This is a genomic window from Phytohabitans sp. LZ39 (genome assembly GCF_059359075.1).
Genome location: NZ_JCADBM010000023.1, coordinates 119,228 through 135,827 on the forward strand (window position 1 = coordinate 119,228; position 16,600 = coordinate 135,827).

15 protein-coding genes and 1 pseudogene are annotated in these 16,600 nt (G+C 67.8%); 4 read left to right on the forward strand and 12 right to left on the reverse strand.

What is annotated here, in order from left to right:
• Nucleotides 1-16 precede the first annotated feature (16 nt).
• Nucleotides 17-745 (forward strand): hypothetical protein, encoded by a 729-nt coding sequence (locus tag AC5L36_RS35040; protein WP_441222923.1) that lies wholly within the window; start codon nt 17-19, stop codon nt 743-745.
• Between the two features lie 172 nt (nt 746-917).
• Here the strand turns inward: AC5L36_RS35040 and AC5L36_RS35045 are convergent, their stop codons facing one another.
• The 4 genes from AC5L36_RS35045 to AC5L36_RS35060 form a co-directional block, all read right to left on the reverse strand.
• Entirely contained in the window at nt 918-1,550 is a 633-nt protein-coding gene (locus tag AC5L36_RS35045; protein ID WP_441222924.1) for a tyrosine-type recombinase/integrase, read from the reverse strand.
• A gap of 55 nt (nt 1,551-1,605) precedes the next feature.
• Nucleotides 1,606-2,139, reverse strand: coding sequence for a hypothetical protein (locus AC5L36_RS35050; RefSeq protein ID WP_441222925.1), 534 nt, complete (start codon nt 2,137-2,139; stop codon nt 1,606-1,608).
• Nucleotides 2,140-2,238: 99 nt separating this feature from the next.
• Nucleotides 2,239-2,454 (reverse strand): hypothetical protein, encoded by a 216-nt coding sequence (locus AC5L36_RS35055; protein ID WP_441222926.1) that lies wholly within the window; start codon nt 2,452-2,454, stop codon nt 2,239-2,241.
• Between the two features lie 594 nt (nt 2,455-3,048).
• Nucleotides 3,049-3,753 (reverse strand): hypothetical protein, encoded by a 705-nt coding sequence (locus AC5L36_RS35060; protein WP_441222927.1) that lies wholly within the window; start codon nt 3,751-3,753, stop codon nt 3,049-3,051.
• A 509-nt stretch (nt 3,754-4,262) separates the two neighbouring features.
• On the opposite strand from AC5L36_RS35060, the gene AC5L36_RS35065 reads away from it, so the two are divergent.
• From AC5L36_RS35065 to AC5L36_RS35075, 3 genes are read left to right on the forward strand one after another with little or no spacing between them, the layout of a single operon-like run.
• Nucleotides 4,263-5,366, forward strand: coding sequence for a tyrosine-type recombinase/integrase (locus AC5L36_RS35065; RefSeq protein ID WP_441222928.1), 1,104 nt, complete (start codon nt 4,263-4,265; stop codon nt 5,364-5,366).
• Between the two features lie 14 nt (nt 5,367-5,380).
• The gene (locus AC5L36_RS35070; protein WP_441222929.1) at nt 5,381-5,722 is read left to right on the forward strand and encodes a helix-turn-helix domain-containing protein; all 342 of its coding nucleotides are present in this window, start codon (nt 5,381-5,383) and stop codon (nt 5,720-5,722) included.
• Nucleotides 5,719-8,127 (forward strand): site-specific integrase, encoded by a 2,409-nt coding sequence (locus AC5L36_RS35075; RefSeq protein ID WP_441222930.1) that lies wholly within the window; start codon nt 5,719-5,721, stop codon nt 8,125-8,127. The genes AC5L36_RS35070 and AC5L36_RS35075 overlap by 4 nt, the downstream gene beginning before the upstream one ends.
• An 81-nt stretch (nt 8,128-8,208) precedes the next feature.
• On the opposite strand, the gene AC5L36_RS35080 is transcribed toward AC5L36_RS35075, so the two are convergent.
• From AC5L36_RS35080 to AC5L36_RS35115, 8 genes and pseudogenes are all read right to left on the reverse strand, one after another.
• Entirely contained in the window at nt 8,209-8,760 is a 552-nt protein-coding gene (locus tag AC5L36_RS35080) for a nucleotidyltransferase domain-containing protein (protein ID WP_441222931.1), read from the reverse strand.
• A gap of 856 nt (nt 8,761-9,616) precedes the next feature.
• Entirely contained in the window at nt 9,617-10,693 is a 1,077-nt protein-coding gene (locus tag AC5L36_RS35085) for a M23 family metallopeptidase (protein ID WP_441222932.1), read from the reverse strand.
• A 174-nt stretch (nt 10,694-10,867) separates the two neighbouring features.
• Complete coding sequence (locus AC5L36_RS35090) at nt 10,868-12,205, reverse strand: hypothetical protein (protein ID WP_441222933.1); 1,338 nt, start codon at nt 12,203-12,205, stop codon at nt 10,868-10,870.
• Between the two features lie 423 nt (nt 12,206-12,628).
• Nucleotides 12,629-13,270 carry a GntR family transcriptional regulator gene (locus AC5L36_RS35095; protein WP_441222934.1) on the reverse strand — a complete coding sequence of 214 codons (642 nt, stop codon included), beginning with the start codon at nt 13,268-13,270 and terminating at the stop codon, nt 12,629-12,631.
• 876 nt (nt 13,271-14,146) lie between these two features.
• Nucleotides 14,147-14,674, reverse strand: a complete 528-nt coding sequence (locus AC5L36_RS35100) for a hypothetical protein (RefSeq protein ID WP_441222995.1) — start codon at nt 14,672-14,674, stop codon at nt 14,147-14,149.
• A 140-nt stretch (nt 14,675-14,814) separates the two neighbouring features.
• Nucleotides 14,815-15,210, reverse strand: a pseudogene (locus AC5L36_RS35105) (hypothetical protein); the annotation flags it as partial.
• A 57-nt stretch (nt 15,211-15,267) separates the two neighbouring features.
• Nucleotides 15,268-15,633, reverse strand: coding sequence for a hypothetical protein (locus AC5L36_RS35110; protein ID WP_441222935.1), 366 nt, complete (start codon nt 15,631-15,633; stop codon nt 15,268-15,270).
• 149 nt (nt 15,634-15,782) lie between these two features.
• Complete coding sequence (locus tag AC5L36_RS35115; RefSeq protein WP_441222936.1) at nt 15,783-16,586, reverse strand: hypothetical protein; 804 nt, start codon at nt 16,584-16,586, stop codon at nt 15,783-15,785.
• Between the last annotated feature and the right edge of the window lie 14 nt (nt 16,587-16,600).

Genomic DNA, 16,600 nt, shown 5'->3' on the forward strand with positions numbered 1-16,600 from the left:
ACGGTAGAGTCCTGCCGTGGAGGTCGTGACTCGCGCGGACAGGCCGGATCTGCACGACATGGCCGCTACCGTGTTCAAGGAACGCTGGCCGGAGTTCATATTCCACGACGAGATACCCAAGAAGTACATGGGCCGCGTCAAGCAGCACTTCGGCCGCTTCGACATCATGGTGCTCGACCACGACGCCGTGGTTGCCGGTGGTTGGGGCGTACCTATTCCGTGGAGCGGCGACGCCGACGATCTGCCGTCGGGTTATGACGATGCGCTGGTCCGAGCCGTGCACGCGCGGGAGGCGGCCATCCCAGCCACGACGCTGAGCTTCATGGCCGTCGCCGTCGGATCAGCGCATGACAAGCGGGGTCTCGCCACTGTTGTTCTTCAGGAGCTGACGCGACGGGCTCACGAGGCTGGCCTTGTCCACGTCATTGCTCCGCTACGGCCGACATGGAAGCACCGGTACCCGATGGTTCCCATGGACGAATACGCCGCGTGGGCACGCGCAGACGGGCTCTCGATCGATCCGTGGATTCGCGCCCATCAGCGGATGGGCGCACGGGTGCTTGGCCCGGCACTGAGCTCGATGGTGGTTGAAGGCACCGTCGCGGAATGGGAGAGCTGGACGGGCATGGTCTTCCCTGTCACGCGAGAATATGTCGTCCCAGACGCGCTGAACCTGGTCCGGATCGACCGGGAACGGGACTGCGGTGTCTACGTAGAGCAGAATCTCTGGGTGCAGCACCGCTGAACGAAAGCATCGCCTACCGCAGTGCGGCGTGCCACCAGCCGCCCTTGGCTGTCAAGGTCAAGTGCGCAGAAGCGGCTGCGAACAAGGGCGCGCCACCGCTCCTTGATGCACTTCTTCGTCCGAACTCACACACCGACACGCCCGGGCGAGAAGGCATTGCAATCCCTCTCCATCACTCTAGGTGAGGAGTGGATGCCGGGCGCGGTGCGCTGTCGACCAAGATCACTTCGGTTAAGCAGGGGTGCTCGTGCTGGCAGCTCGTGCCGTAGGCGCGTCCGCAGGTGCCAAGTTCGATCTTGCGTTTGGCGAAGTGTCCGAGGAACTCGTCCCATTCGCTGTCGGTGGGTTCGCGGTACTCCTCGCTCGAGCGCAGGTTTCGCCGGCGGGCGATGAACGCGCGATGGTGGTCGATGACGTCCTGGTCGTAGACCGCGATGTAGGTCTGGGTGGTGGCGATCGCGTCGTGGCCGAGGATCTTCGCGGCGATGTGCACGGGCAGGCCGGATGCGACCGCTTCGGTGGCGAAGATGCGCCGGAAGTCGTGTGGGCTGAACGCGGCCGGGGTGCCGTCCGGGTTGGTAATCGTGGCCGCGGCGACGAGCTCGTCGAGGAGTTCCTTGACCCGAGTATGCGTGACCGCGATGGTGTTCAGTCCCCACCGACGCTGGAACAGGAACGGCAGCGGCGGGCTGTGCAGCCGTTCGGCGTGGTCGTACCGGGTGACCAGGGGCACGCGTTCGTTGCCGCCCCGGACGCGGTGGATGACTTGGGCGAACACGTTGGCCAGCTCCGGGCCGATGACCATTCTCTGAACTTGCGGCCGAAGCGCGCGGCTCAGGAGTGCTGGCTGGCGACCGGCGTCAGTTGCTGATCCTCGGTAGTGGGGTCTGTGGGTTTGGTCGCGTCCATCGCAGGCGAGGCGGGTTCGCTGCTCCTACATCCTCAGCAAGTTGGCGTCGGAGCTCACCGGCCAGGTTACGCAAAGTCTGTGATTCGGCGGCTGACAGCGGAGAGTCAACCGCGCTATTGGGTCCGTCCTTGTCTTTAAACGCGGCTTCCGCGAGTAGGTTCAGTAGTCTCATGTAGATGTCTTTCGCGGCTGGAGTGAGGAACATTCCTCCGGCATCCTCGCCGAAATACCAGTCGTGGAAGTCTCGCATGTATCTTTGCAAATCAGTTCGTTTTGGTTGCTCTTCCATTGGAGGCCAGTACCGAGGTAAGTGTCTAGAAACATGAAATAGTGCCTGATAGCGTTCTAGCCTCTTGCCTTGCATTGTCTGATCGTACGAGTGCTCAAGCGTGAGTCTCATGTTGGAGCGCGTCGTCAGGTAGGTAGCGATAGTCCCGACAACAGCACCAACGATCGCTCCAACCAACCCGATGATCACGGTCATGACGACTCCCCTCGTGCCGTTGGTCGATGATAGGGGTTGAAGGAACCACATCCTCTTCTCTTAAGGTGATCTTCAGGCTCTGATGGCTCGCATCCCTGGTCAGCGGGCCACAGGGACCGCCGGACTGCCGAGTTCGACAGTGGTGCGGGAGCGTCGGTCGATCTGGGCGAGCTTGTCGTTGGCGCCGGCGAGGCTGATTTTGAGGCCTTCGGCTTCGCCGAGCCAGCCCTCACGCTCGGCCTCGGCGATGCGGGCGATCAGATTGTCGCGGATCTCCGCGATGCGGGGGCGTTGAGCGGGGTCGGGCCAGTGCATGCTGCAACGTAGGCAGCTGTGCTCGTGAACGCGCGGGGTTCCAAAGGCGCGTCCGCATGTTCCCGTGGCGACTTTTCTCAGCTCGAAATGTCCGAGGAATTCCTCCCATTCGGCGTCGGTGGGGATGCGGTATTCCTCGCCTGGGCGCAGGGACCGGCGGCGGGCGAGGAAGGCCAGGTGGGCTTGGATGGCCTCCTCGGGGTAGACGGTACGGGCAACCCCTGCACTACTCGCCCCACGATTTCCGGCGAATCTTCATCACCGACGCCGTCATGAGCGGCCTGCCACCGCATATCGCCCAGGTCATAGCAGGCCACCGCGACATCAACGTCACCCTGGGCTACAAGAAAGCTCAGGAATTGCATCAGATGGGCGAGGATCCTCAAGTCACCTGTGTCCTGTATCGCCGAAGGTTGCGAGTGTCAGAGTTAGGTTGCGAGTGATCTTGCGAGGGTCAGAATTACCCTGCGAGTCGCTGCCGGGCGGGCTGTCCAGCCTCCGTGAAGTTGGCAGGTTCTCGGGGACCGTGCGGTTGTCGCGGCGGATTCTCGCGCGGGTGGCGGTCGCAGCCGCTGTTGTTGTCCCTCGTTGGGTTCATCGTGGGGTATGCGTTCGGACCGTACCTGCGATGATCGGGCGCAACTGGTCGTAGAGGTGCGAGTTCGAGACCTGCTCCTGGATCTCCTGCGGCCAGTGCAGCTGCGTTTCCCCGGGCCTGAGGCGTGCCTGGTAGGGGAAGCCGAAGGGAGGGCAGGAGCTTGAGCCGTCCAGGTCGAACTTGGCGATGAGATTGCCGGTCCGCGCTTCGTAGACCTGGTAGGTGTACGACGCCTCGATCAGCGACATCGTCACCGCTCTGCCTTCGACACGGGGCACTGCGGTGGAGAGACCGTCGTACGGCGGTTGGTGGTACGTGCACGACTTGATCGCTGATCCGGTTCTGGTCAGGTACTCGCAGACCACGAGCTGCACATTGGTACTGGCGTTGGTACTCGCGGTTGCGCCGGTTGGCCTCCATTCGGCCGGCAACCGTTCGTTGTCCGGCTCGGTGAGGACAGGGTGGACTTCACGGCCGTCGCCAAGCTGGAAGAAGTCCGCGGGGTGTGGCCCGGGCCCGGCGTAGGGTGCGGCCCGATCGGTGTACTCCGATGGATGCCGCACCGGACCGGTTCCCCGATCCTGGGGGCATAGCGTGGCGGGGAGGGACGGGGGCCGGGGTTCGAGTTCGAGGTAGTACCTGACCAGGGTGACCCCGGGCACCGCTGCTCCGATGAGTGCCGCGATGACCATCCACAGCACCAACCTCCTCCGGGACCGCGTCGGCGCGGGCGGCTGCCAGCCGGGCAGCGTCACGTTTCGCGCCCTTCATCCGAGGACATGACGAGAGGATATAGGGGGATGTCTACCCATCTCCGTGGATCTTGGAGCCGTCATGCCGCAATGGACATGCGTTCCGGTCCGGGGTTTACCAATACACAGCGGACGGTCACGGAGACCCAGTATCACGGTCCTCCGTTGACCCCACGCCAGCCGGAGAATTCCCGCACTCACCACCTACTCGAACCAACAAGATCCACCGAAATCGCAAGGCAGTTCTGACCAAATCCCGGCCGGGTCGGTCAGATCTACTCTGCGAAGCGCTGGTCAGCCGGCCGACGATTCGCAGACTTCAACTGGATCGGACAACCTGCTTGTCAGGGTGGCCATCGGTTTCCTGAAGCTGATGCAGCGTATCGCGTCTGATCAGCAAGTTTGCCAGAGAGCGCCCGTCTGATGCAAGATCTTCCCTCCAGAAGGGATGGTCTGGAGTGGGGCAGCAGATGAAAGCTCTGGCCGGGGCGGCACGCTTGGAGCTGGTCTCGGGTGTGGTTCAGCTGCGTCCGGAGGACGCGATGTTCGATGCGATGCTGCGTGGATGGCGAGCGCAGCAGAAGGCTCGGGGTTTGCGCGACGAGACAGTCGAGGATCGGGAGCGGCTGGTACGCCGTTTCCATGGCTACGTCAACGAGTATCCATGGCGGTGGACGCCGGCTCATCTCGACGAATGGTCGGCCCACCTGACCGGTGAGCGGAGGCTGGCGCCGTCGACGGTCCGCGCGTATCAGGGTGATCTGCGGATGTTCACCGAGTTCCTGATCGACGGCCGGTACGGCTGGGGACCGGCCTGCGAGGAGGCGTTCGGCACCCATCCGGTGGCGATCTGCCACGAGTGGAACACGATCGCCCACCTCAACGGCTACGAAGGTGCACCCGAGGCCCGTCCGTTCAGCCGGAAGGAGCTGCAGTTGTTCCTCGACTACGCCGATGAACAGGTCGAGCGTGCGGTCCGGGCGGAACGCAAGGGTGCGCTGGCTGCCTACCGCGATGCCACCCTGTTCAAGGTCGTCTACGGGTGGGGGCTACGACGCACGGAGACGGCGAAGCTGGATCTGGTCGACTTCGGCCGTAACCCGCAGGCACCGCAGTTCGGGCGGTACGGCACGCTCAATGTCCGGTATGGCAAGGCCAAGCGTGGTCAGCCGCCGCGTCGGCGCAATGTGCTGTCGGTGATGGACTGGGCGGTGGAGGCGGTTGCTGACTACGTCGAGAACGTCCGGCCGCGTTTCGGCTGTGATGACCACCCCGGGTTGTGGCTTACCGAACGACGCGGGCGGATCACGCCGTCGGAGATTAACGCCCGGTTCGTCGCCTACCGCGACGCCCTCAAGCTGCCAGGCGAGCTCGTACCCCACTCATTAAGACATTCCTACGTCACCCATCTCACCGAGGACGGCGTCGACCGCCGCTTCATTCAGCAGCAGGTGGGCCACGAACGGGACAGTTCGACCGCGATCTACACCCACGTAAGCGACGACTTCATGAACACTGCCCTGAACAAGGCGCTGGCTCCTGCCTTCGGCAGGACGCGATAAGGAAGGACGAGCCGATGGCGGCCAAGCTCGACTATCGCTGGCATCTCCGCAGGATCATGGCCGACCGCGGGATGTTCTCCACGACCGACCTGCTCAAGCCGCTGGCCGAGCGCGACATCCAACTGTCATCCAGCCAGGTCTACCGGCTGGTCGTCGACCGCCCCGAGCGTCTCAGCTTGAAGATTCTCATGGCGTTGCTCGACATTCTGGACTGCACTATGGACGACCTCATCGAGCCGGTCTCTGCGGCCGGCACGGGGGCAAAGCCGAGGAAGGCCGCAGCGGGCGGCGCCGGCGCGGAAAGCATCGGGAGCCTTCGGCCGAAGCGTGCCCGGATCACTGCGGTGGACCAGTGACCGACACCGTCGATGACGTCTTGCAGGACCCGGTCGAAGTGGTCGTGCGTCTGGTCAAGTCCGTCGAGCGGCACCTCGACGAGGAGGCCGTCCGCGCGGTCGTCTGCGCGGTGATGGGCCAACGGGCCGGCCGTCGGCGACTGGCTCAAGCCCTCCAAGCGGACGCGACGGTCCTGCGAACGGGACGGCCGCCCGCCCCATACTGCGTGGCCAAGCTGCTGATGGCGCTACGCGAGGAGGGCGCCCGAGACGTCAGCCGTCCACGGTGCAGCGGATGTGATCGCGCGGTGGCGTACGTGGGCAGCCGCAGTGGCGGCGTGTGGACCTGCTCGCCATGCTCCGACGCGCCGACGAACTGCGCAGGCTGCGGTCAACTGCGGCGAGTAGTCAGCCGCGACCGTCACGGCAGCGCCCGGTGCGCGAAATGCCCCGACACTGCCGGCGACCCGCTCAATGACCTCGTCAACCTGGTCACCGGGCTCGACCCCGCGTTGACCGCCGACCAGGTGCACGCTGCTCTCGGCCGGGCCACCGTCCGCCCAGCCGGGCAGCGGCGACTCGCCTGGGCGGTGCTCTCCTCACCCGCGTTGCTGACCGGGGCGGGGCACGACGCGCCGACTCCGGCGGTGCTGCGGTTCCTCGACGAACTCGTTGCCGTCGGCGCCACCAGAATCGTCCGGCCGGCCTGCCCCCGCTGCCACGGGGTGAAGGTGCTGTCGAAGCTGCTGGACGGCAAACGGGTCTGCCGGGCCTGTTTCGCCCGGCACGCCGCCGTCCCGTGCGCCCGCTGCGGGGCGGTACGCGAACCTGCCACCCGTGACGCCGACGGCAACCCGCTCTGCCCGAACTGCCTGATCTCCGACCCGGCCAACCTCGAGGTATGCGTCGGTTGCGGCCGCCGCAAACGTGTTGCGGTCCGGACCCCGGACGGCCCTCGCTGCGACAACTGCCGCCCGAAACTCACCGCCGAATGCTTCCACTGCGGCAGGACATCAGCCTGCGAGATGTCGCAGGCCACCGGGCAGCCCTGGTGCCGGCGCTGCCAGCAACGATGGGCCACCTGCAGCGGCTGCGCCACCACAGCGCCGATCCGCGGAGGCACCTGGGTCGCCCCGCTTTGCGCCGCGTGCACCAACCCGGACCCCGACTTCTGGGGCCGCTGCCCGACCTGCAAGGCCACCTGGCAACGCAGCCCACGCCCCTGCCTGCGCTGCAACCTGAACGAACGGATCGACAAACTTCTCAGCAACGGCACCGGTGTCGTCCGAGCGGACCTCGCGCCCTTCCGCGATGCGCTCGCCAATGCCGAACGCCCCGACTCCACCCTCGTCTGGCTGTCCGGCACGAAGGTCAGCGCCGTGCTGGAACACCTGAGCCGCGACAATCGGCCCCTCTCGCACAACGTCCTCGACGAACTGCCCTCCGACAAGCTGCTGGCTCACTTGCGCAGCGTCCTGGTCGCCACCGGCGCCTTGCCAGTCCGCGACGAACGCCTCGTCGTCCTGGAAGCCTGGATCAAGACCGCGGTTCAGAATCGAACAGACCCCGTCGAGCGGCGGGTCTTGCACGGCTATGCCGTCTGGCACCACCTGCGCCGGCTGCGACGCCGCGTCGATGACGGCCACACCACCCATCTGCAGGCCCTCAACGTCCGTTGCCACGTCACCGCCGCCGTCAACTTCCTCGACTGGCTGACTGCCAGCAGCCTGACCATCAAGACGTGCACCCAACAGCACCTCGATCAGTGGATCGCCAATCCGGACACCACCTACCACGACGAGACCGGGCACTTCGTCCGCTGGGCCGTTCAACAGCGACACACCACCGGGCTGACCTTTCCAGCCGTCCGGTGGGCCGGCCCGCGGGGCACGCTCGACACCGAGAAACGCTGGGCCAACGCCCGCCGACTCCTGCACGACAACACGTTGCCCACGGGCGACCGAGTCGCCGGCCTACTGCTGCTGCTCTACGCGCAGCGCATCGCCACGATCAGCCAGCTGACCGTCGAACACGTCGACCTCGAAGGCGACACGCTCACGATCAGGTTCGGCAGCTCACCGGTCGTCCTCCCGGAGCCCTTGGCCAGCCTCGTCCGCCAACTCGTCGCGACACGCCGCGGCAAGGCCAGAATCGGCACCCCAGACGACATCCCGTGGCTGTTCCCGGGTGGCCGTCCGGGTCAACCGCTCGGCGACGACCGGCTCGGACAACGCCTCCACGCGATCGGCCTACGCCCCCAGCAAGACCGCTCCACCGCACTGTTCGCACTCGCCGCCGAACTCCCCGCCGCCGTCCTCGCCCGGATGCTCGGGATCCACATCCAGGTAGCGGTCCTATGGCAGAAGGCATCCGCAGGCGATTGGTCCGGATACGCCGCCGCCGTAAGCCAACGAAAGCCATCTTGACTTCAAGCGACTCCCGCCATGGCACGTCGACTCTCACCCATGCAATCCGCTATCCCTGGTCCATCTCACGGGCTGAGCCGTTCAGGGCGCTCCGATGCGGCCGTCGGTCGTCTCCGCAAAGGCCAATCCTCGAAGTATCTCCATGTCGGTAATGTCCTTCTGTCGCCATGGCCGGCCGTTGCGCAGATGGGGGAACTGCTCCTTCATGGCGAGCATGCCAGAGACGCTCATGGCCAGGACCGGCGTGCCGTCCAGCGTCACGAGCTCATCGCCGAAGGATCCTGGCGGGAACAGCCAGTCGGCGAACCGCCCAAGGGGCTGGCTGAACGATCCGTCTGGCCACCGATCAAAGTAAGCAGTACTGAACGAAACGTCGTCCCACGTGAACTCGCAAGACTCCTCCGGCGGTTGAGTCGGCAGAGCCGTGGCGCCAGCTCCCACGAGAAGCGCCTTCGAACGCTCGGCATGAATGCGCTCGACCCAGAACTCCACGTCGCCGTGCTCACGCGTAATCCGGCCGATCCTCGCATCGAGTCCCCAGCCTCCGAACAGCCACGCTGGGATATCGTCCGTCTGCAGGACCGCGACGACCTCGCGAATGACACGCAGCTGCCCTTCGGTCTTCTCGTCCATAGTCGTGATCCTGCCATGCAGGTGGACTGGCCATCCGCCGCCCACGGGCGCCAGGCTCCGGACCTATCTGGACCACGCCGCCGCCGACGTCCTGGCGACCGCCCTGCCCCGCTGACCTTCCGGGAACGGACACATTCAGAGACTTGCAATACCCGACTGCACCGTTTGTTCATGTACGCCAGGTCACTGCCCATCCGTTGCACGGTCTCGCGGGTGAAGCGGGGGTCCGGGTGCACGGCGAGCCAGTTCACCTCGTGGGCGCGGGCGAAACGCAGCAGATCCAACAGGCTCCGTCGCCCGTCCGGGTGGTCTGCCAGCAGCGGCAGGTGGCGGTCGCGGTCACTGGCCGGCGCCGGGTTCCCGATTGTGCCGGTGGGCAGTATGTGTCCAGGTCTCGGCGGTCGCGGCACGCAGGTGTCCGTCGGCGTCGTACCAGACCGGTTGGCCGCTGGACTCGATGCGGTCGCCGCCGCTGTCGCTGAACCAACCAGCGCGGGGTGGATGAGCAGGCGTCGCGGCCGGTCGCTACGGCAGCGGCGTGCTCGGCTATCGGGAGCAACTGTGTGACCCGCCACCACAACCGTGTTGTCATCGTGCGGTTCGCCTCCATCGGTGTTGTTGGTATTCCTTTTCTGCGTGAGAAGCGCGCGAGAAGCTGCAACGTGCGAGATCAGGTGCGCGTTCTGGATTCAGGTACAGAAGGGTGTGGATCATGCTGACATTGAGCTTTGCCGTCAGCGACTCCCCGGCTCTTGTCGGCGCTGCTGGCGCCGGAGGTCAGGACGGGTATGAAGGGCAGCGAGCGGGGAATGTCTGTGCCGACGTGAAGGTGAGAATCGTTGATCCTTCACGAGGTTTAGCCAGCTTGGCCTAGCGGTGCGCCATGTTGGGCCATGAACGGCTCCGGCGGAACTACACCGTCCGATGTGGAATCAGCGTTGACATGAACCTCGAAGTGCAGGTGTGGTCCGCTGGAGTGGCCGGTGCTGCCGACCACTCCGATCGGGGCGCCTACGGATACCGTGTCTCCTACGTGGACGGTTGGCTGGCGGCCGAGGTGGCAGTATCTGGTTATGATTCCGCCGTCGTGGGCCAGGTCGATGTACCAGCCACAGCCGCGGGTCAGGTTCTTGTCGCCGTCGCGGTGGCAGCCCCAGTCACTGTCGTCGCGGATGTCGATGGCGTTGCAGCGAACGCGGACGACCTTGCCGGCTGCCGCGGCCCGGACGATGGTGCCGCGGGGTGCGCCGAGGTCCACGCCGTCGTGGGTGGGACGTTCGGCGGTCCGGAAGCCGGATGTGACCGGTGCCTGAACGGGCTGGGTCCAGCCGCTGGCGGCGCAGCTGGCCAGGCCCAAGGTCTCGCTGATCGTGGTGACTAGCATGGCGGCGTGCTCCGCCCACTTCTGATAGGCGTTCGGGCGCGCCGATTTCTGCACCGCTTGTGCGGCCTCGGCGAGAGGCATCGTCTGCCAGCCGTCGACGGTGGCGAGTTTGCGGTAGAAGGCTTGGGATGCGTACACGGGGTCGGTGAGCTGCTGCGGTGTGCCCCAGCCTTGGCTGGGGCGTTGCTGGAACAGGCCGAGGCTGTCGTGGTCGACCGGGACGGTGCGGTTGTAGAGGCTGGACTCGGTGATGGCGGTGGCAACCGCGATCACCCAGGCCTGGCTGGGCAGGCCGGTGTCGGCGCCGACCCGGATGATGGTGACGGCATTGCCGACCTGTTCGGAGTTGAACGGCTCGATCGGTGACCATTGCGTGGACGGCCCCGACGTTGTCGCGGCGCCGGCGCCGGTGGTGTGCGTCGCGGTGGGGACGGCGGTGGTGGTGCAGGCGGATGCGGTGCCGGCGGTGAGCACGGCGGTGCCGGCGCCGCAGACGAGTACGACGCATAGGCCTGCGGCGACGATGGTGGCGATGGCGCGGCTGCTCATGGGTGGACCTGCCGCGGTGATCGGCTGGACATGGTGACCTCCGGGACGTGGGGTTGGGCGACGGGCACGCGGGCTGCTACGCCGCGGGAAAGAGAGGGCGTGGCTGCTCGAGGTTTTTGACCGGGCAGTGGTGGCCCCTGACGGCGTGAAGGAATGCGCGGTGGACGGGCCGGCTCACGTCGGCGGTGTGCCGCCGTTGTCTGCCGCCGGCGGCACACCGCCGTGGGATGTGGATCCGGTGGCGGTGTGGCCGGCATTTGTGTCGGCTAGCGGTGGCTGCGGGCGGCCAACGGTGAGGGGCGGACTGGTCAGGTAGCCGTCGACGAGCATGGTGGCCATCAGTCGGGCCGGTGGGATGGGCCAGTTGAGCAGGCTGAACTGGCCAGCGCGGCGGATCCGTTCGACCTGCCGGCGGCTGATCTTGTGGCGGGCGGCGATCGTGTCCAGGGGCTCGTCGGGGTGGTTGGTCAGGTCGGCCCAGACGGTCTGCCAGGCCCGGTACTGCTCCTGCTGGATGGGGATCTGGCGCATCAGATCCACCGGTGGCTGCCGGCTGTCGGAGGTTTCGTCCTCAGCGAGATCTGGTTTGTCTGGGGCGCTGCCGGTGGCTGAGCCGGTCGGGCTGTCGCCATTGTTCGGCCAGCTGGCCTGCTTCTCGATCCGCGCTGTTGGCAGTGCGGTGATGGCGGGGGCCAGCCGAGCCGTCCAGGCGGTGTAGTCGATCTGGTCGGCGAGACCGGCGGCGAGCCGGTCCAGATCGAGGGTGCGGACGGCGATCTCGGCCATGAGCGGGTCTGACTGGTCGGCGCGGATGACCTGTTCGACCGCCTTGGCGATGGCCGGGCGTCGCTTGTCGGCCCGGATGGCTAGTCGGGCGGCTTCCAGCGACTCGTGCAGGCCGAGCGGCCGCCACCGGCCGTGGGGTTTGTGGGTGCCGGTGCGGGCGAGTTCGGCGGCGCGGGCGGTCCATAGCGGGTACCGCAGGCGGCGCCAGAGCCCGTAGTCGGGGGCGGTGTCGGCGAGCTTGCCGGTGGCGCGTAGCGCGTCCCGGCGGCGGGCGGCGGCGTGCAGCAGCCACAGCAGGTACGCCGCCGCGGATAGCAGGCCGAACCCGGCGGACCAGTACAGGTCCGGCCAGTGACCGCCGATCAGGATCCCGACCGAGACTGCGGCGACTGTCGCGGAGAAAAGGCGAAATCCGTATGCGCGTTCGCCGAGCCGCATCCGCTGGTCGGCCATCGCGGCCAAGGCCATGGCGAGCAGTTCCAGGCAGAGCGCGAACGGCAGCACCGCCGCTACACGCGCGACGGCGGGTAGGGACGAGCTCCAGGGGATGTGGGTGACCGCGACCCAGGTTTGGCCGATGACTGCGCCGGCGGCGGCGACGGTGTAGAACCAGTAGGCCAGCCGGGCTGGCGACCATCGTGGCGGCGGTACCACCGCTGGAGTCCGGCCGGTGGTCGGTGCGGGCGGGGTCGGGGAGGCCGGTTCGGGTAGGTCGGTCGTCGCCATCGCGGTCACCGCCGGGCCAGTCGGTTCGTGGCCGGCGGGTGAGGCGGCGCCGTCGAGGGGGCCGGACCGCCGATGTGGACGATCGCCGCTGCTGCTGCGGTCGATGGGGTGGCCGGTGACGTTTGCTGACCGGTCCGGCCGCGTAGGCCGGCGGGCCGGGCCACGGTCGGGGTGGTGTGCGTCGGGCGTAGTTGGTGGCTGTGCTCCGCTGGCCGGAGTCGGCCGGTGCGCTGGTGGTGGATCACAGCAACGCTCCCTTCCACGAATGAAAGGGCGCGGTGTGCCGCGCCCTCGCGTGGGCGTCGGCACACCCACGCGAGGGGTTGGTGGGATCTCGACACTGGGCGCCGAGGGTGTGGACGGGTGGGTGACCGCCGTCCCGGCGTGCCCAGCCGCAGGGCCGGGCAGGGGTCTGGGCATGGGTCAGGGCGCGGGGGTGGGTCCTGATGTGCTGGTGTACCGGCCGGCTGTCCGGGTGGCGCGGTGGTCGGCGACCAGGCGCTGTACGGCGTCGCGGACCGGGGCTTTGGCGATGCCCAGGACACGAGCTAGTTCGCCGATGGTGAAGCCTTGCCCGGGGTGGTTGTCCAGGTGCGCGGCGACCAGGTCCCGCACGGCGCCCTCAGGCAGACGCCCGAACGGGGTTTCGGCCCGGAGCTGGTCTGCCGGTCTGGGCACGGCCGGTGGTGGTGCGGGTCGGGTGAGAGGCTGCCAGCCGGGGATTTGGGTGCGGATCTGGTCGCCTTCGGCGTCGGTCAACGCGACCGCCGGCAGGTATTCCACCCGCTTGCGAACAGCGTGGTAGATGCGGTGCCAGCCGTCGATGGGTAGGTTTCCGCCGGCGCCGGGCAGTGGGGCCAGGATCAGCGGCTGGGACAGGTCGGTGGTCATCGCGTGGTTCGGGTCGACGCGGATCAGGCCGATGGCCAGGTAGCTGTGCAGCGGCCCCACGGCGATCAGCTGGTGGGGCCGTCCGGCGACGATGGCGCGGGCGGTGGTGATGTCCCACACCCAGCTGGCGAAGGTGAATGTTTCCCGCGGCTGCTCGTCGGGGTGGCCGGTCACCGCTGGCTCGCGGCAGGTGATGGCCGTCGCGACGGACTCCGAGCGTGTCGCGCGGCGTTGACAGGGATCATGATCAGCCCTTCGGGGTCGAGGCAAGGTGGTCGCCCCGGGATGTTGAGGGGATCGGCCTGTCGCGACAGGCTGCGGTCCCGTCGCGACGGTTGTCGCTTCGGTCGCGACTGACGGCCTGTGAGGCTCTGTCGCCAGCCGCGACGACTCGTCGGCCGGTGGATGGCTACCAGCACGGTCCGTCGGTGTGGAGCTGGTTGTGGTGGCTGGTGCGGTCGCGGGCATCGCGGGTGTTCCGGCAGCGACGACCGGTCGACGAAAACGCGGTGTTATCGCGCGGCGCCGATGGGTGACGCCTTCGCTGAGGCTGAACACCAGCCGCGCCACCTGTGGCTGGTGCGCGGGCCGCGATTGCGAGCAGGTCGGCGTAGCCGGCGTCCGCGCATTCGGCCGCCTGCCGAGCCGTGCCCAGCGACGCTTCGCGTTCGCTGTCCAGCAACGTCAGGTACTAGCCGGTGGAGGTGGCGGGCTCGAGGCGATGGCGCAGCCGGATCGGGAACCGGCGGTGGATCATGGCGGGCTGTGCTGGTTGTGGAGCATGCGTTTTGCTCGTCAGAGCTGGTGTGGTGCGGTAACCGTAAGGCGTTCGCTGGCCCGGCCGCTGCAACGGAAGTCCATACGTCTTCAAGCGGATGCGCGGGCCGGCCTGGGATGCCTAGCCGCGATGGCTGCCGAAGGTCTGGGACGTCGGGCCGATGGTGTGCGGCCGTCGCGGCAGCGGGCCGGGTTTGTGTGGACACCGGCGGCTGGGTTTACCCGCGTCTTGGGGGTGAACGGGCCCGCGGCGAGATGGGACGCGGGCGGCGGTCAGGTCAGGACGTCGGCGATGGTGATGACGTGCTGGACCTGCTGCGCGAGTGCGCCGTAGCGGTTGGCCTGGGCTTGGCTGATGCGGCTGATGCCGGCTCGCCACGGCGAACTGGCCGAGACGTCGGCGAGCCCAGGCGGCGCGGGTGCGGCTGTGGCCGGCAGGTCGAGGACGGTGGCCTCGGGGGTCCGGGTGACCTGGGCCCATCGGTCGTGCAGAGCCTGCAACGCGTGGTGCACGCCGCGGGCTTCGGCTGCGGTGAGGTAGAGGCGCAACAGCCGGTCGGGTCTGGCGGCCACAGCCTGTGGGGCGAACAGTGGTTCGGGCCGACGCAGTTGGGGCAGCAGGCCATCGTGTCGGGGGATGCCGTCACGGTCGGGGTGGTAGACGGCGCTGCGGTGTCCGCCGGCCGTCTTGACCGTCTGCATGGCCGCGTCCGCGCAGGCCAGCACATGCGAGGGGCGGCCGATGCGGGTGCTGGCGATACCGACGCTGAGCCGTGGCCGCATCCGGGTCGCCGCGACCACGGTCGGCTCGGCCAGGGACGCGTCGACCGCGTCACGGAGCTGGTCGGCGGACAGGCTCGTGGACAGGATCCCGAACTCGTCCCGCCAAGCCGTACCACCGTTCCGTGAGCGCTGGCTGCGGCCTCGAGCCGCCGGGCGATCGTGGTCAGGTAGCGGTCGCCTTCGGCGTGCCCGACGGCGTTGACTTCGTTGAGGTTGTCCACGTCGGCCACCGCGACCCGCAACCCGATGCCGGCCCGGTCGGCTTCCCACAGCAGGTGGTCGGCGACCGCCCGGGTGGCCAGGCCCGTGACCGGGTCGGTGTAGGCGGCGCCGAGCAGGTCCCGGGTGCCGGCCGTTCCAGTGTGGAGGCCGGCCAGAAACGCCGCGGTGGCAGCGATAAGCACCGCGGCGACGATCCAGGCGAAGCCGGTGAGCAGGTAAAGGCAGAGGCCGGCCAGCGTGGTGGTTGCGGCGAATGCCAGTGTCCGGTCGCGGTAGCGGCGCCAGCTGGTCAATGATTGCAGGAAGGAAGCCATCAGGCACGCCCCTTTCATCGGTGGTCAGCGCCGGGCAACGGCGCTGCGACCCGCGCAGGGTTTGGGGTGTGCCGGTTAGTGGCTGACGATCCAGGGCCATAGCGGGCCGGCGATGCGGTAGAGGCCGTCCGCGTCTGGTGGCAGGGGTTCGACGGGGGTGTCGCGGTCGCCGAAGCGGGCCAGGATGTGAACGTCGCCGTCGTGCAGGGTGATGACGGGCAGCAGCCGGCCGGGTTCGGGGTCGGTGTGCCAGCGGTCGATGGTGTCGCCGGCGAGCCGTTGCAGGACCGGCAGACTTACTCGGGCGATCGGGTTGGTGTGTCGGCGGCGGCGGGTAGCCACGAGCGCCGGGTACGGGGCGGGCAGGTCGGGCAGCCCGATCCAGGCGGGTGTCCACCGTGGACGCCGGGAGGTGCCGACGGGGTAGGCCGTGGCTGGCATGGCGCGCTCCTTCGCCAGTGGAGGTGCGCGTCGCCGCCTGCGTCGCCGCAGGCGGGTGCAAGCGGCGACGCGGTTACCAGATACCAACGGGTGCCAATGTCCGGGTTGGTCCCACGAAAGGGGACCGGCCGGGCGAGCGGGGTGCGGGGCTAGAAGTTTTCGCTGCCCTGCACGGTGACGGACAGCAGCACGGTCCCGGGCTCGCAGTCGGCCAGGTGTGCGGCGGCGAGCTGGTGGTATGCCTGCCGCTGCGGCCAGGTGTGCGAGGTGCACGGCAGCAGCTGCCCGGTCGGTGTCACCGGGCGGCCGTTGACGCCGATCAGCACGTCGCCGTAGAGCAGGACACCGGCGCGGTAGTCGGCGTACGCAGCGGGCCCATCGTCGTAGGCGGCCAGGCCCGGTCCATAGTCGTCGAGCGTGAACGTGTCGTCGGGATCAGTGGTGAACTCGTCGTGCGCGAGCATGGTCGCGATCCGGGGTTGCGCGGTGAACTCGCAAACCGCGGTGGCATACGGGTAGTGGTCGGGGTCAGCCTCGTTGCGGTCGGCGAACTGTGACCACGGTGCCGCTGGCGGTGTCCCGGCGACGACGCTGTGGTGCCGCTGCCACAACTGCCGGGCTGCGGCGGCGGCGACCTCGCGGGTGGCCGGCAGGTCCAGCAAGCCGATCGGTCCACCCGCGCAGCCAACTCGCCCGTCCACCACGGCACCGGCGCCGACCAGCTGCCGGTGTTCGCGCGCGGTGAGACCTGTACGGGACAGATAGGCCGTCTCGCTCAGGCGTAGGTCGATCTGCGGATGAACCAGGGCCGGCAGCCGACTCTGCACCGCCGCGGTCACCGCGGCCGGGTTGTCGGAACTGCCGGGCGGCAGGCACACCACGGCCGTCAGGCCGGACGCACGCCGGTGCCCGTCGTGGCCCTCGGTCGCGCTGAAAAGGTCAAAGATCGTCATGCGGATGAGAACCT